Annotated in this window: 12 protein-coding genes; all 12 read left to right on the top strand. The window is 49.9% G+C overall.

What is annotated here, in order from left to right; genetic code table 11:
* The first annotated feature begins 4 nt into the window (after positions 1-4).
* Positions 5-445, top strand: a complete 441-nt coding sequence (gene tssE / locus V2H77_RS12240; protein ID WP_139656228.1) for a type VI secretion system baseplate subunit TssE — start codon at positions 5-7, stop codon at positions 443-445.
* A gap of 1 nt (position 446) precedes the next feature.
* Positions 447-2,291, top strand: coding sequence for a type VI secretion system baseplate subunit TssF (tssF, locus tag V2H77_RS12235; protein WP_341499008.1), 1,845 nt, complete (start codon positions 447-449; stop codon positions 2,289-2,291).
* Positions 2,255-3,307: a type VI secretion system baseplate subunit TssG gene (gene tssG / locus V2H77_RS12230; RefSeq protein WP_341499007.1), complete on the top strand. Its 1,053-nt coding sequence runs from the start codon at positions 2,255-2,257 to the stop codon at positions 3,305-3,307. The genes tssF and tssG overlap by 37 nt, the downstream gene beginning before the upstream one ends.
* 5 nt (positions 3,308-3,312) lie before the next feature.
* Positions 3,313-4,599, top strand: coding sequence for a type VI secretion system-associated FHA domain protein TagH (tagH, locus tag V2H77_RS12225; protein WP_341499006.1), 1,287 nt, complete (start codon positions 3,313-3,315; stop codon positions 4,597-4,599).
* Entirely contained in the window at positions 4,599-5,165 is a 567-nt protein-coding gene (tssJ, locus tag V2H77_RS12220) for a type VI secretion system lipoprotein TssJ (protein WP_341499005.1), read from the top strand. Before tagH ends, tssJ begins: the two co-directional genes overlap by 1 nt.
* 2 nt (positions 5,166-5,167) lie before the next feature.
* The gene (gene tssK, locus V2H77_RS12215) at positions 5,168-6,520 is read left to right on the top strand and encodes a type VI secretion system baseplate subunit TssK (protein ID WP_341499004.1); all 1,353 of its coding nucleotides are present in this window, start codon (positions 5,168-5,170) and stop codon (positions 6,518-6,520) included.
* Positions 6,520-7,290, top strand: coding sequence for a type IVB secretion system protein IcmH/DotU (gene icmH / locus V2H77_RS12210; protein WP_445935487.1), 771 nt, complete (start codon positions 6,520-6,522; stop codon positions 7,288-7,290). The genes tssK and icmH overlap by 1 nt, the downstream gene beginning before the upstream one ends.
* Before the next feature lie 10 nt (positions 7,291-7,300).
* Positions 7,301-9,946, top strand: coding sequence for a type VI secretion system ATPase TssH (gene tssH / locus V2H77_RS12205; RefSeq protein ID WP_341499003.1), 2,646 nt, complete (start codon positions 7,301-7,303; stop codon positions 9,944-9,946).
* On the top strand, positions 9,943-10,743 hold the full coding sequence (locus tag V2H77_RS12200) for a helix-turn-helix domain-containing protein (RefSeq protein ID WP_341499002.1): 801 nt from the start codon (positions 9,943-9,945) through the stop codon (positions 10,741-10,743). Before tssH ends, V2H77_RS12200 begins: the two co-directional genes overlap by 4 nt.
* Positions 10,740-11,387 carry a type VI secretion system-associated protein VasI gene (vasI, locus tag V2H77_RS12195; protein ID WP_341499001.1) on the top strand — a complete coding sequence of 216 codons (648 nt, stop codon included), beginning with the start codon at positions 10,740-10,742 and terminating at the stop codon, positions 11,385-11,387. Before V2H77_RS12200 ends, vasI begins: the two co-directional genes overlap by 4 nt.
* 5 nt (positions 11,388-11,392) lie before the next feature.
* A complete protein-coding gene (tssA, locus tag V2H77_RS12190) occupies positions 11,393-12,826 on the top strand; it encodes a type VI secretion system protein TssA (protein ID WP_341499000.1) in 1,434 nt (477 codons plus the stop codon).
* Positions 12,823-15,871 (top strand): type VI secretion system membrane subunit TssM (tssM, locus tag V2H77_RS12185; RefSeq protein WP_341498999.1); only part of this gene is annotated, 3,049 nt, incomplete at its 3' end. The genes tssA and tssM, both read left to right, overlap by 4 nt.

Below are 15,871 nucleotides of genomic sequence, written 5' to 3'. Positions count from 1 at the left end.
AATCATGGCTGCGCTGTACAGTTGGAATAGAGAAGGCTCTGCCAGCTTGTTCGAGCGTATTCAGGGGAAGAGCTCCGGTTCTTCCCGCCAATCAAGAATGCGTGAGCTACTCAACTCCATAAAACGGCACCTGAATCATGTTCTTAATACACATCCAGGCGCCTGTCAGAGTGCGGCTGATCTTGGCGTCATTGATCTCAATGACGCCACAACCACGGCAACTGACTTTAAACAAAGTATTGAACAGGCAATAGAGCACTGCATCAGAAATTATGAACCGAGAATATCGTCAGTCACTGTCAATGCAATCCACGATGATAGTGATCCGCTGTTGTTACGTTTTCACATCAGCGCCCAGGTATCCCTGGATGATATTCATGACGTTGTTGAATTTAACATTCAACTGGATAACAACCGGCGTTATTGCCTAGAGAGGACTCAATAAAATGTCACTTGAAAAATATTTTAGAGAGGAATTGGATTACATTAGGCAATTGGGGCGACAAGCCGCAATTGAACATCCTCACCTCGCCTCATTTTTGTCTGAACAAGGCTCTGACCCGGATGTTGAGCGTCTGCTAGAAGGATTTGCCTTTCTCGCGGGTAACTTGCGGGCAAAAATTGATGATGAATTCCCTGAACTCACTCATGGATTGTTGCACATGTTATGGCCAAATTACCTACGGCCAACGCCTAGCATGACCATTATCCAATATAACCCTGAAGATAGCGCCACCACGCAAGCTACACAAATTAAGCGCGGAACTCAAATCAAGAGCCGTCCACTGGCGGATGATAGCGAAGATGATGAGAATGAAGATACTTACTTAAGCAAGACTAATACTCAAAAAACAGAGCAAGGCCATCGCTGTACTTTCACCTTATGCCGCGATGTTTGGCTGTTTCCAATGTCTATCCGGGACATTTCGGTCAATAACAGTAACGAACAAGGTGTCATCGGTCTGAATTTCACCTCAAAAACAGAACTTAACTTACAGGAACTACAACTTGATAAGCTGCGTTTTTATCTAAGCGGCGATGATTATAGCAGTACACAACTCTATTTTTGGCTCAGTTACTACCTTGAGGATGCAAAACTTGTCGTAGGCGATACCACGATTCCATTACCGGATTTCGACTTCGTTCCAGTAGGTTTTAATCGGGAAGACGCCCTATTGCCTTACCCGAAAAATGCCTATATGGGTTATCGCGTCTTACAAGAGTACTTCTGTTTTTCTGAAGGTTTTTTATTTTTCGATGTTACGGGTTTTCCTAAGTTACCGACAAATCTTAAAGCCACAGATTTCACACTGAATCTCTATTTCTCAGAAGCGCTGCCGCCAGAAATCAAAATCCGTCAGGATACTTTTCGGCTGCATTGTGTTCCGGCAATCAATCTCTTTCCAATGGACGGTGAAGTTATTCAGCTAAATGGCGGTCAGTCTGAATATCCATTAAAAGCGAGTTACAGCCATCCTGATCGCTACGATATTTTCTCCATTGATAAAGTAGAAAGCTGGCTAGTTGGGCCTGATGGTAAACCTAAACAAAGCCATGATGGTAGGCGGTCTTATGTGCCATTTGAAAGTTTTCATCATCAAATCGAACACGAAAGCGAACTGAATACTCGCTATTTTCGTATCAGAATCAAGGAGTCCCCATTTCGCAAAGGGCTTGAACACTACATCTCTTTTGTCCGTGGTGATGAATCTCAACTGCTATTAAGTGAGGAAAATGTCTCTATTCGACTGACTTGCACCAACCGTGAACTACCACTGCAACTACGGGTAGGTGATATTAATTACGCTTTAGAGGGAAACCCGTCACTTGCGCCATTCCGCAACATAACCCGTCCGTCTGTTCCACTTTATCCACTGATGAGCGGTAAATTCCACTGGTCACTCATTTCTAATATGTCACTGAATTATATGACATTACTGGATAAAGACGCACTGAAACAGGTATTGCGTACTTATGATCTTCCTAGTCTGTATAACCGGCAGTCATCACGATCATCACAAAAACGGCTGGATGCAATCGAACGGATTGAAACAAAACCAATAGATCGTCTATTTAAAGGGCTACCGGTACGCGGACTAGAATCAACATTGTATATCCGACAACAGGCTTTCAGCTCTGAAGGTGAGCTCTATCTGTTTTGTAACATACTGTCACGCTTCTTTGCCTTATATGCCAGCGTTAACTCCTTCCACATGTTGAAGGTGATCAATTTAGATAATCAGGAATGTTATCAATGGCCGGAACAGACAGGTCAACATGCGTTGATGTAACGAGTGAAAACTCGTCAGAAAATCAAACACTAGATGTATCAAGGTATAACTTTTATCAATTGGTCGAATTACTCAACCAATTGGCGGTAGCGTGGGAAAAAACCGGGCAAACTAACCGCCCAGACCGTGAAGCAATTCGATTTAAATCCAGTGCCAGCTTGGCTTTTCCAACTAGAGATGTTGTCTCTGTAAGGCGTTCTAAGGAGGGGCGTTTCCAAGTGGAAATCTCCTTTCTTGGACTGCATGGCAGCCAATCGCCTATGCCAGGTTATTACCTTGATTCGTTGGCATGGGAAGAAGCTCAAGATGAAAACCAACTGACTAATTTTCTTAATGTTTTTAATCACCGTTCAATTGTCATGCTTCATCAGATCTGGCGGAAATACCGTTATTACATCTGTTTTGACAAAAACGGACAAGACGATTTTTCTCAACGTATGTTCGCTCTGGTGGGGCTTGGCAGCGATGTTAACCGTTCTCATTTAAATATCAATCACAGCAAAATGCTAGCCTATGCCGGCCTGTTAGCTAGCCCCGGTCGATCGCCAGAAGTGATATGCAGCCTGGTTTCACACTGTTTTGATCTACCGGACGTTACGGTACATGGCTGGCAGATCAGAAAAATCGCTATCGAGCCATCGCAACAAAATCGCTTGGGTGGAATGCTGAAAATAAAGGGTCGGAAACCAAAGATTGAACAGTCTGTAATAGGAAAAAATTTTTTCCTCGGTTCATGGGTAAGAAGCTGCAATAGTAAATTCACATTATGCATCAACAATCTCTCCCGTGAACATTTCTTGTCATTTCTCCCGGACGGCAAGAATTTCCTGCCACTAGTGATGTTTCTCTGTTTTGTCCTGCGTGATCAATTGGCCTGGGATTTGCGTCTTGGCTTGGCTGAAAACCAGGCAGGCGGCATGGTACTTGGTACGAAACTAAACAATAACCTGGGGTGGACCAGCTTTCTCGGCGAGCCGGAAAAGAAACCCTTTATCACGATTTCAGTGAGTGGATAAAGACGATGGAAAAACAACAGCCAACTCTCTCATTACGAGTGATCAACAGCGATCAACTGGAAAGCGGCAAAGCGGCTAGCTGCCTATTCTCTACTCAAGGCGGCACAGTCGGCAGCAGTGAGAGCCATCTTTGGTCCGTTCAAGATCAAAAGGGTAATATCAATCCGTCACAATTTACTATCCAGTGGCGTGATGGCGCATTCTGCTTACAAATGATCGCTGGCCCCCTGTTTGTGAATCAGTCACCCCTGACTTCTGGCGCTGATTTCATCCGCCTGCAACAAGCGGATGAAATCACTATCGGTAAACTCGTCATCAAAAGCTATATCAGTTTTTCCGACGCAGATCGGACTGATCCCATGACAGTACCACCGGAATCACTGGTCTCCAGCTACAGCAATCCACTGGACGCCATGATGGAGAAAGATCCCGTTCAGGATACCGATTTCACCGATCATAGTCTTTTAGCAACCACGATCAAGCATGATTTCAGCCATGATCCGCTCAAGGTTCTCGATAGCGAAAATCTGACCACACTGAGCCAGACACCAGTGGATAACGAGGTAGACCGCAGTCTGCAACAAGGCCGTTCCCAGGCCCCATTATTTTTCTCTTCCCTCTTAGATAACAGAGGCAATGCTATGGATCAGGATTTTGTTGATTTACCCGGTATCTCTTCGCCTTTTAATGAACAGTTTCAGGACATGGAACAGCAACATGTTGCTATCACCCCTCTGATGCGAGGGTTGAACACACAATTGCCTTTGCATAACAGCCAACAGGCAAACGACTTTCTGGAAGAAATGGGTAAAACCATGAAAGCGGCCATTGAAGGTTTGCTGGTATTACAGAGTACACAACATGGGCTGCGAGATAAACAATTGCGACCTATTGAAGATAATCCGCTACGACTGAACATGGATTACAACACCACTATGCAAGTGATGTTTGCGGATCAAAAAAGTCCAGTACATCTCTCTGCCCCCTCCGCTGTCGCTGAAAGCTTACATAACTTGCAATTACACTACCAGGCTAACCGGATTGCGATCACTGCCGCCTTGAACATCATGCTGGATGCTTTCTCACCGGAACATCTACTGAGTCGTTTCTCCCAGTACCGCCGCAGTAATGAGACGCAGGAAAAAGATGCAACCTGGGCATGGGAAATGTACACCAGTTACTACCGAGAACTGGCTTCCAGTCGCCAGCAAGGGTTCGAAAAACTGTTCGGTGAAGTCTATGAACAAGCTTATGACCGTGCTCTGCGTCAAGGTCTAGAGGATAGCCAGTAATGAAGCGCTCCGGCAGTAATATCTCATGGTCCGGTAGTTATACCGTATGGTTTGTCTTGCTGGCAGCGCTAATGTTAAGCGGTTGTAACGGCGCATGGCAGGCAACGAAGAAAGTCGGACAGGTAGTCTGGGACCCATCAACTCCTGTTGGTCAACCTGCGAACTTACCTTCTACCGTCGCGATCACTTTGCTGGCAGAACCTGATATCAACCCTAATAAAAATGGAGAAGCCACTCCGGTTGAAATGCATCTGCTCTATCTCAGTGAAGATTCCCGTCTACTTGCTGCTGATTATGACCAACTGGCGAGTGACAAGCTGGATAAAGCGCTGGGAAAAAATTATATCGACCATCAGGATTACACCTTATTGCCGGGGCAATACAAACCACTGACAGTCATCCCGCTGGAAAAAAATAGCCGTTACATCGGCGTTATCGTTCGCTATGCCGATATTAATCAATCCGAATGGAAAAAGGTCATCCGTGTGAAAGACACAGGACAGCAATACAACATTCTGGTGCACATCAGAGCGAACGAAGTTGAACTTAGAAAAGAGGAACAATAACTATGCCAGGTAAGAATCGGGTGATTTGGCGCGAAGGATTATTCATCAAGCCACAACACTTTCAGCAACAACAAAAACATAATGACTATTTAGCTCACAGTCGCTTGACGTCCTTAACCAGCTATAGTTATGGCTTCAGTTCCTTGACACTCGACGCAGACCTTCTCGCTCTGGGGCGCATCGGTATCATCGAGGCCAGCGGTATCATGCCAGATGGCACAGTGTTCTCAATTCCTCATCAGGATGCGACTCCTCAACCACTTGATGTTGTGAATATTCATGAGAACAACAGTAAAGATATCTATCTGGCACTGCCAATAGCCAACGATATTCTCAACGAAATCTCTCATTCAGAATCCAATCATGCAGGAGCTGTGCGCTACCGTGAACATATGGAAGATATCCGTGACCTGCATACAGATGGCGGTGATATCAGCCAAGTCATGCTGGCACAACTGACGCCGATTTTGAAACAAGGTTCAGAAGATCTCAGCGCTTTTTCCGTACTACCGCTATGCCAGATAAGAGAAAAGCTTCCTACCGGAACTATCATGCTGAATGACGATTTCGTACCAACCTGTACATCCATCAGGGTCTCCACTCAATTAAAAAATTATATGGATGAAGTGGATAGGGCGATGACAGAACGAGGTAGATCACTCGCTAACCAGATTGGTTCTCCCGGACAGCAAGGAGTCGCTGATGTTGCTGAATTTATGATGCTCCAACTAGTTAACCGAGTTCAGCCGTGGTTTACCCACTACGCAGGACAAGCCATTTTACATCCACAAGATTTTTTCATTCAGTTGATCCAAACCTGTGGTGAACTGAGAACATTCACTCATGAATCCCGTCAGGTCGGCAATGTGCCGATTTACAAACACGACAATCTGACTGAAACATTCGAGGAAGTCATGGTCATCATGCGCGAAGCAATGGGCGTTGTGCTGACCCCGCGAGCGATTCCGATTAAGCTACAAACTCAAGCCAATGGTATCCGGGTAGCGCACGTCCATGACCGTAATGTCTTAACGAACGCGGAATTTATTCTGGCAATCCGCGCACAGGTTCCACATGATCAATTACTCCGCCAGTTTGCTAAACAGACTAAAGTGACATCGGCTGAAAGGATCCGCGAAATGGTCAGCATCCAGTTACCTGCCGTCGCGCTCGTTGCACTTCCCTCAGCCCCACGTCAGTTGCCTTACCATGCTGGTTACACCTATTTCCGGCTTGATCAACAAGGCGACGCATGGAAAGACATTCTAAAAGGTAACTCCATCGCCTTTCACGTTTCGGGAGAATTCCCAGGATTAGACATGCAATTCTGGGCGGTTAGGAATGGGAGCGCCTAATGAAAACCGAAGCCATGAATGATAACGCCATTCTGATGCAGACGGAAATGGATACGACGCCACATCGTCAGTATCAGTTACCGCTGCGCGGAGAAAGCTTAAACCCAATGATCGATGCCGCCACACCGTTGCTTGGTATGGTCATGCGTCTAAAAGATATGGGCGATCAGCCATTGCCGGACCAACTTTATCAACAAGTCGTTACTGATATCCAGGCAATCGAACAACTTCTACAAACCAAAGGTTATGAACCAGGCGCGATTGTCTCTTTCCGCTATATGCTCTGTACCTTCATTGATGAAACCGCACTGGGGCATGGCTGGAACAGTCAGAACGGCTGGTTGCAACAATCACTGTTGGTTCAATTCCACAACGAAACCTGGGGTGGTGAAAAAGTCTTTCTGCTGCTGGATCGTTTGATGGGCGAATCTCAGCGCTATCAACATCTGCTGGAGTTTATCTATCTCTGCTTTTGCCTTGGCTACCGTGGTCGCTATAAAGTTGCTTCGCAGAAAAGTGATGATTTTGAGCGTTTATTCCGTCGATTACACCAACAACTGCATGCACTACGGGGCGAAGCTCCCCCCATCATTCTCCACAGTAACGCCAATGAGCGTGGTGATCGCTATCGCTTAGGTAAGCGTCTGACCATCAAACACCTGTTTTGGAGCGGAACTGCACTGCTCGCCGTAATTTATGGCTTCTACGCTATCCGTCTGCATAACCAAACCCAGAACATCTTACAACAGCTAAATAACTTACTGAGCTAGGAAAGAACCGATGATTCAGATTGATCTACCTACATTAGTTAATCGCTTAAATCCGATGACTCGGCACGCTCTAGAAGCAGCAGCAGCGCAGTGTGTCAGCCAGCAACAACCTGAGATCACTGTTTCTCAGTTACTACTGCAAATGATCAACACGCCTCTTAGTGATGTCAGAGCGATCTTCAATCAAGCAGAAGTGGATAGTGATCTACTGAAAGAACAACTTGATCAGATGATCCCTCACCATCAAGCAATGGTTCAGGCTTATCCTAACTTCTCTCCAATGCTGGTGGAGTGGTTACAGGATAGCTGGCTGTTAGCATCGACTGAGATGCAACATCAGGAATTACGCAGCGGCGTCATGCTGATGACCTTGCTGTTCAGCCCGTTACGCTACCTGACGCCACAATCGGCACGTCTTTTATCGGGAATAAACCGCGAATTGTTACGTCAGAATTTTGCCCAATGGACAGCGGGTTCTGCCGAACAACCAGTTATGGAAAGCGATAAAAACGGGCAAGGCAAAGCTACCGCCAGCAGTGATAGCCTGCTCGCTCGTTTTACTCAAAATATGACAGAACAAGCTCGTCAGGGAAAACTCGATCCTGTTCTATGCCGTGATAGAGAAATCGACCTGATGATCGATATTCTCTGCCGTCGCCGTAAAAATAACCCGATTGTGGTGGGTGAAGCAGGCGTCGGTAAAAGTGCGCTTATTGAAGGGTTGGCTCTGCGCATTATCGACAACCGAGTACCGGAAAAACTGCGTAACAGTGAATTGATGACGTTGGATCTGGGGGCATTACAGGCGGGTGCAGCGGTAAAAGGTGAATTTGAAAAACGTTTCAAAGGCATTATGAATGAAATAAATCAGTCATCCGTACCGATTATTCTATTCATCGATGAAGCTCATACCCTGATTGGCGCAGGTAATCAACAAGGCGGACTGGATATCTCCAACCTACTAAAACCTGCTCTGGCACGTGGTGAGTTGAAAACAATCGCTGCAACCACTTGGGGCGAATACAAAAAATATTTCGAAAAAGATGCGGCCCTCTCCCGCCGTTTTCAACTCGTTAAAGTGGCCGAACCGACTGCGGAAGAAGCCATCATTATTATGCGTGGCCTGCGGGCAATCTATGAACACTCTCATGGCGTATTAATCGATGATGAAGCGCTAAAAGCCTCCGCGGTATTAAGCGATCGTTACCTCTCTGGACGCCAGTTACCAGACAAAGCTATTGATGTGCTGGATACCGCTTGTGCCCGAGTCGCCATCAACTTGACTTCACCTCCGCGCCAAATTTCTGCCCTGAAAAACCAACTGCATCAGCAGCAAATGGAATCAGACGTGCTGGCAAGGGAACAGCGTATGGGACTCAATCAGCACATTGATAGACTGGATGAACTGCGGCAACAACAGCAAGAAACCACGGAGAAATTGGCTGAACTAGAAGCCAGTTGGCAGCAACAACAGCAATTGGTTCAACAAATTATTGAACTACGCCGTCAGCTATTAACCGACGAAACAGAATTAACCAACCAAGCAGAAAAAAGCGAAACATCGGCAGAGATAACAACTGAAGAGTTGATTGCACAATTGGCTGAACTTAATGAGCAGTTGGAACAATTACAGCAACAACAAACGCTCGTTTCTCCTCATGTAGATAAGAACCAGATTGCGGCGGTTATCGCTGAATGGACTGGCGTACCACTTAATCGCCTGTCACAAAGTGAACTCTCCGTGGTGACTGAACTGCCAACTCATTTGGGACAAAGCATAAAAGGACAAGATCTTGCTATCAAATGCCTGCATCAACATTTGTTGACTGCCAGAGCCGACCTGCGCCGTCCCGGTCGTCCATTGGGCGCCTTCTTGTTGGTAGGACCAAGTGGTGTTGGTAAAACCGAAACCGTTTTACAGATTGCGGAATTAATGTTTGGTGGACGCCAATATCTGACCACTATCAATATGTCGGAATTTCAGGAAAAACACACGGTTTCCCGCCTGATTGGTTCCCCTCCAGGCTATGTTGGATATGGGGAAGGTGGTGTACTCACCGAAGCTATTCGCCAGAAACCTTATTCCGTCGTCCTGCTTGATGAAGTGGAAAAAGCCCATCCTGATGTACTGAACCTGTTCTACCAAGCTTTCGATAAAGGTGAGTTAGCCGATGGGGAAGGCCGAGTTATTGACTGTAAAAATGTGGTCTTCTTTTTAACCTCCAACCTGGGCTATCAAACTATCGTCGATAATGCCGATAAACCAGAAGAGATGAATGACCTGCTTTATCCTGAACTGGCGGCTTTCTTCAAACCAGCATTACTAGCGCGAATGGAAGTAGTTCCTTATCTACCGTTGGGATACGACACCCTGAAAACCATTATTCAGGGCAAACTGGCGCGCCTCGATAGCCTATTGCGTCAACGCTTCAATGCCGAAGTTACCCTTAGTGATGATGTGGTTGAAGAGATACTGCAACGAGCAACCCGGGCTGAAAATGGCGCCCGCATGCTGGAATCGATCATTGATGGCGCTTTATTGCCGCCGTTATCTCTGCTGTTGTTGCAAAAAATGGCTGCCAGCAAGCAGATCAGCACCATCCAGCTAACCGTTAACGACCATCAATTCAACGCGGTGGTTGAGGAGATACCATGAAACAACGGCTGAAAAGCGCATTAGCGTTACTGGAAAATGACTCTATCGAGCAACTGGTTCATCACTTTCTCCAGGTGAATCACCAACGCCAGCGTTTTGACGCCTTGCTGGTCTCTCTGCTTAACGTGAATGAAAACCGTCTGGAATGCTACCGGCTGCCAGCGCCAAACCAAATAAGCGCGCTGCAACTGGATGTCAATATCGGTGATATCAACCATCCACTGGTACAAATATTGTATAAAGGTACCCCCACAACTTGGGGCTCACTCAATCAAGGGGTACGAATAGACAATAGAAACTTTCGCCTCTTCGTCGAAGAACTGCCTAATCACTGCGGCCTACATGCTATCCCGTTGTTTAATTGCAACGGGCAAGCGTGTGGCGTGATTGCTATTTTCGCCAAAGATGTCCATCGTTTTGCTGACGATAGCAACATGTTTTACATCTACTGCCATGTCATGCAACACCGATTGAAAAAATTGCAGGAACTGGAACAACTGCGCACACAATTGCGCCAGATCCGCCAAGTTTTTCAGACACAACGCCAGAAAGAAAAACAGCTTGATGAGCTGCTGGCTTCGTTAAGCACCACCGCAGAAAACAAAACATCCGCCAGTGTCTCTCACGATTACAGCAAAATCGACAATTTACCTCAGGCACTCGAAGAGTTCGAATGTGCAGTACTGATACAACGCCAACATATTTATGGCAATAACACCAAACAAATTGCCGCAAGCTTGGGTATTGCGCCCCGTACACTGACTTACAAACTGGCGAAATACAGGTGTAAATTATGAGTTTTCTGTTACTGGTCAGTTCATTAATCGCCTCTCTGACAGGCAAACCGGATATTCAGCCAGCTCAGGAAACCACAACAGCACCTTCACTACCTGCTTTGTTGCAATGCCGGGCAGAATCGTCACCGTTGGTCAGACTCGATTGCTATGACCGTCTATTGGATAAACTGGATAATATTGCCGTTATCCCGTTAGAAAAAACTGGCCCTGTCTGGAAACAGGCAATGGAACAGGAGATGAAACGCACTGACCATTCAACCGGTTTTATCACCACCCAATCTGAAAGCATACCGACTCGCGTCATACTGACCACACCCGCGATTGGTGTTCCACCACCACGTCCAGTACTGATGCTGAGTTGTATCGATAACATTACCCGAATACAAATTGCCCTGGCTAAACCCCAAGATAATGGCACTGTGATGATTTCGACGGAAATCACCCAATTCAGTGCTGACTGGTTCTTACGCGAAAACGGCTACCTGCTGGAATCCAGCCGTGGACTACCGGGCATTGAAGAACTAAAACGACTGATGACAGGAAAAACCCTGACCATCAAAACCAGCAACGGAAACCGTATGACATTCAACATTTCTCAACTGGAACAGGCGGTGAAACCCTTACGCTCCGCCTGTCGCTGGTGATCCCAATGGATATCAGGAAACAATTTGACTGGCAGGGTCTCCTGCTGACACCTCTATCGGATGAGCTCATCAGCCGGGAGCTAGATGAAAACGAACCCGCCTGGGAATATATTGACGGGGAGATGGTTAAGCTGGGATCACTGGCCCATTCCAGCATTAATATTGAAGAGATCCAGCGTCAGGCGCTGCAATTATTCAGCGAAAAAAGCAAAGATTTCAGACTGATGGCGCATTTATTGCGGACACTGCAACACGGCAGTAATCCCGCTGAACTCATCCTGGCAATGGAGCTATTAGCCGATTACATCCAACATTACTGGCAGACAGCCTGGCCACAAAAACCATTGCTCAAGCGCCGCCTGGCACAACAGGTGATTAAACGTTTTGACTCTGCGCAACCCGGCTTCTGCGAACAGGCGGATGAGACTCAGCGAGAAGAGGCACAGGGCGCACTGGCTCATCTGGCGCAATGCTGGCATACCGATGAACCAGCACTGGCTAAAGAGATCGACCAGTTACGCCCCCGCTATGCCCGTAAACCTGAGCCAAAACCGGCTGCCGCGCCGGCTGAATCGACAGAAACGACGGCACAATCCGCAAACACTTCAGCATCGACATCCCCCCCCATACCGGATGTCACCGTAGACAGTTCCAGTGAAAAAGCCTGGAAACAGACGCTCTTGACCGTGGCCGACCTGATATGTGAACGCCAGTCTGATTCCCCTGTGGGTTACCGTCTGCGTCGTTATGCAATCTGGTACACACTGACCACGGCGCCGATGGCGAACGGCGCAGGCAAAACACCGCTGGCGCCGACGTCGGCAGACCGTACCGCAGAGTATCTGGCGAAACTCCCGGCGGCGGATAAATCCCTGCTGCAACAGATAGAACAGAGTCTGACACTGGCCCCTTACTGGCTTGACGGGCACGCTCTCGCGGCTCAGGCCGCCGAGAAACTGGGTTACCACGCCGTGGCTGACGCTATTCGCGATGAACTCCGGGCCTTTCTTGACCGTCTGCCGGTTTTACAGCGCCTGTCTTTCTCCGATATGAGCCCGTTTATCTCAGACGCCACGCTGAACTGGCTGCATCCCCCGGCGGCGGCGACCGTCAACAACGGCGCCGCTCAGGAGCAGGACGCTATCTGGCACTGTTTTCAGCAACACGGACTGGAAGCCGCGCTCAACGCCGCGGAGCAACATCAGCAACACCTGACCGAACCCCGGGATCACTTCTACAGTCAACTGCTGACGGCCCAGTTACTTGAGCAGGCGGGAATGAATGCGCTGGCGCAACAACATTACCGGCATCTGCTCCAGGCAGGGCAACACCTGTCGCTCTCCCATTGGGAACCCAGCCTGCTGGCGGTACTGGCAGAAAAAGCCGCGATGACCGCCCCCTCAACGGCCACGACGGCAAACAGGAGCGTTAACCCATGAACTGGCTTTCTCTGCTGCTAAAAAATATCAAAAAACCGGCGATGCCGCGTCTGCCGCCACTGAAAGCCGCCGCCTCGCTGATATTGGCCCTCCTGCCCTGTATCGCCCTCATCTGGGTATGGTGGTGGGGACCCGGCTGGCAGTTTAAACAGACTCACCCGCTGGAAACCCTGTCTGCCCGCTGGCTGGCGACGGTTATCCTCCTCCTGCTGGCCCTGAGCGTTGTCGGCATGAAAATCTGGCGCCGTCTGCGCCAGCTTGAAAAACTCAAACTGGACGTGGAACTGAAAACCGTCGATCCGGTACAGGCCGATATCGCCCGTCAGGACAGTTATCTCCATCACTGGAAAGCCCAGCTGCAACGCCATCTGGGGACCTGGGATTATCTCTACCAGCGCCCCTGGTACCTGGTGATGGGGAACACCGGCAGCGGCAAAACCGCCCTGATTCAGGAAGGTTACCGGCTGACTGACATTGCCGCGCCGGACGCCCTGACCGGGGAAGAGGCGCTGCATCTGCGCTGCTGGCTGGGGGAGAAAGCCGTCATCATTGACCCGGACGGCTTCCTTATCGACCAGATATCGCCGCCGGACACCAGTAAACCCCAGCTCCCCGGCCGCCTGTGGCAGGCGCTGCTCGCCTGGCTGACCGAAAACCGTCAGCGCCAGCCCCTTAACGGCATTATTCTGACCGTGGATACTCACCGCTTACTGACCGACGACAAAGAACAGCGGGAACGGGTTATTGCCGCGCTTCACCTGCGCCTACAGGATCTGCGCTTAACCCTGCATCATCATCTGCCTTTCTATCTGGTGCTGACCAAACTCGATCGGCTGCACGGTTTCAGCGCCGCCTTTCAGTCGCTGGACAGACCACAGCGCGCACAGATCCTGGGCGTCACCTTCAGCCTGAATGCGCAGGATGAGCAAAGCTGGCGCACTGAACTGGCGCAGTTCTGGCGCCAGTGGATGCAACAGCTCAACGCGGCCATGCCGGACATGATGCTCAACAACGTGGACGGCAGTCAGCGCAGCCCGCTGTTCAGTTTCACCCGCCAGATACAGGGGCTGCACAGCTATCTGGTCCCGTTGCTGGAGGGCATTCTCTACAACGGCGGCCCGGCACAGCCCGGCCTGCGAGGCGTTTATCTCACCTCGTCTAAACAAATCGGCCAGATGGATGACATGTTTACCCAGTCTGCCGCGGCGCAGTATCACCTGGGGCCGCAGGCCTTTCCCACCTGGCCGGCGGCGGATACCGTCCCCTACTTCACCCACGCGCTGTTTGAAGAGGTCCTGCTGGCCGAACCGAATCTGGCGGCGGAAAACCGCCTGTGGTTAAGCCGCAACCGCCGCAAACTCCTGACCTTTGCCACGACGGGCGCCGGGGTATTGCTGGCCCTGTGGACCGGCTGGCACCACGACTATCAGAAAAACTACCGGGCAGGGGACGAGGTGCTGACGCAGGCCAGAACCTTCCTGTCGGTTCCGCCGCCCAAAGGCGAAGACCGTAACGGGAATTTACAGCTGCCCCTGCTCAATCCTATCCGCGAGGCGACGCTGGCCTACGGGGATTACCATCATAAAGGGCTGCTGGCGGATATGGGGCTCTATCAGGGCGCGGATATCGGCCCGTATGTGGAAAACACCTACCTGCAACTGCTGTCTCAGCGCTTCCTGCCCGCCTTAATGAACGGCCTGCTGGACGACCTGAACCGGGCGCCGAAAGGCAGCGAAGAAAAACTGGCCGTCCTGCGCATCATGCGGATGCTGGAAGACGGCAGCGGCCGCAATAAAGCGCTGGTCGAGCAATATATGCGGACGCGCTGGAGTCGGGCCTTTAACGGTCAGCGGCCGTTACAGGCGCAGTTACTGACTCACCTGGACTATGCCCTGGACCACACCGACTGGCGGGCCGCGCGGGAGGCGGGCGATCAGGCCGCCATCAGCAGCTTTGCGCCTTTCAAACTGCCGCTCATGCAGGCCGAGAAAGAACTGAGTCAGCTCTCTATTTATCAGCGCGTCTATCAGAACCTGCGCATTAAAGCGCAGGATTCGCTGCCGCCGCCCCTTAACCTGCGCGACCAGATCGGCCCGAGCTTTGACAGCCTCTTTATTGCCAATAATGACAGGCAACTGATTATCCCGCAGTTCCTGACGATAAACGGCCTGAACAACTACTTCGTCAAACAGGACGACCAGCTGATCGACCTCACGGTCATGGACAGCTGGGTCCTGAACCTGTCGCACAACGTGCAGTACAGCGACACCGACCGCCAAGAAATCCAGCGACAAATCACCGAGCAGTACCTGGGGGACTACACGGCCACCTGGCGCGGGGCCATGAACAATCTGGATATTCGTGATTTTACCGATATCCCGCAGGCCATCAGCGCCATTGAACAGGTCATCAGCGGCGAACAGCCCATCAGCCGCGCCCTGCAAATCCTCAGCGACAACACCCGTCTGCCGGTGATTAACGAGACGCTGCCGGCCAAAGAACAGCAGCAGTTACGTGATGCCCCGGATTACCGCCTGTTGGTGCGTATTAACCGGGAATTCGCGCCGGAAACCGCGGTGCTGGTGGAATACGGCGACAAAAACAGCACATTACAGGAGGTTTACCAGAAACTGGTGGCGCTGCATCGTTACCTGCTGGCCATTCAGAACGCGCCGGTACCGGGTAAAGCCGCCCTGAACGCCGTTCAGCAGCGGCTTGAACAGAATAACAGCGACCCGATTTTCGACGTGCAGCAACTGGCGAAAAACCTGCCGGCGCCGCTCAACCGCTGGGTCGGCGAACTGGCCGAACAGACCTGGCGGGTGGTGATGATGGAAGCCGTCAGTTCGCTGGAAATCGAATGGAGCGACACCGTGGTCAGACAGTACCAGACCTACCTGGCCGGGCGTTATCCGTTCAACCCGGAAGCCACCCAGGATGTGCCGCTCAGTGAGTTCGAGCGGTTCTTCCGCCCCGGCGGCACGCTGGATGCCTTCTATCAGCAGAACCTGAAACCGTTTGTGGAAAACAACCTGACCCACAGCG

Origin of the sequence: Photorhabdus sp. P32, assembly GCF_038085095.1 — a bacterium.
In the GTDB taxonomy this organism is placed as follows: domain Bacteria; phylum Pseudomonadota; class Gammaproteobacteria; order Enterobacterales; family Enterobacteriaceae; genus Photorhabdus; species Photorhabdus luminescens.
The sequence above is the reverse complement of the archived record's forward strand: the minus strand, read 5'-3'. Positions and strand labels throughout refer to the sequence as shown.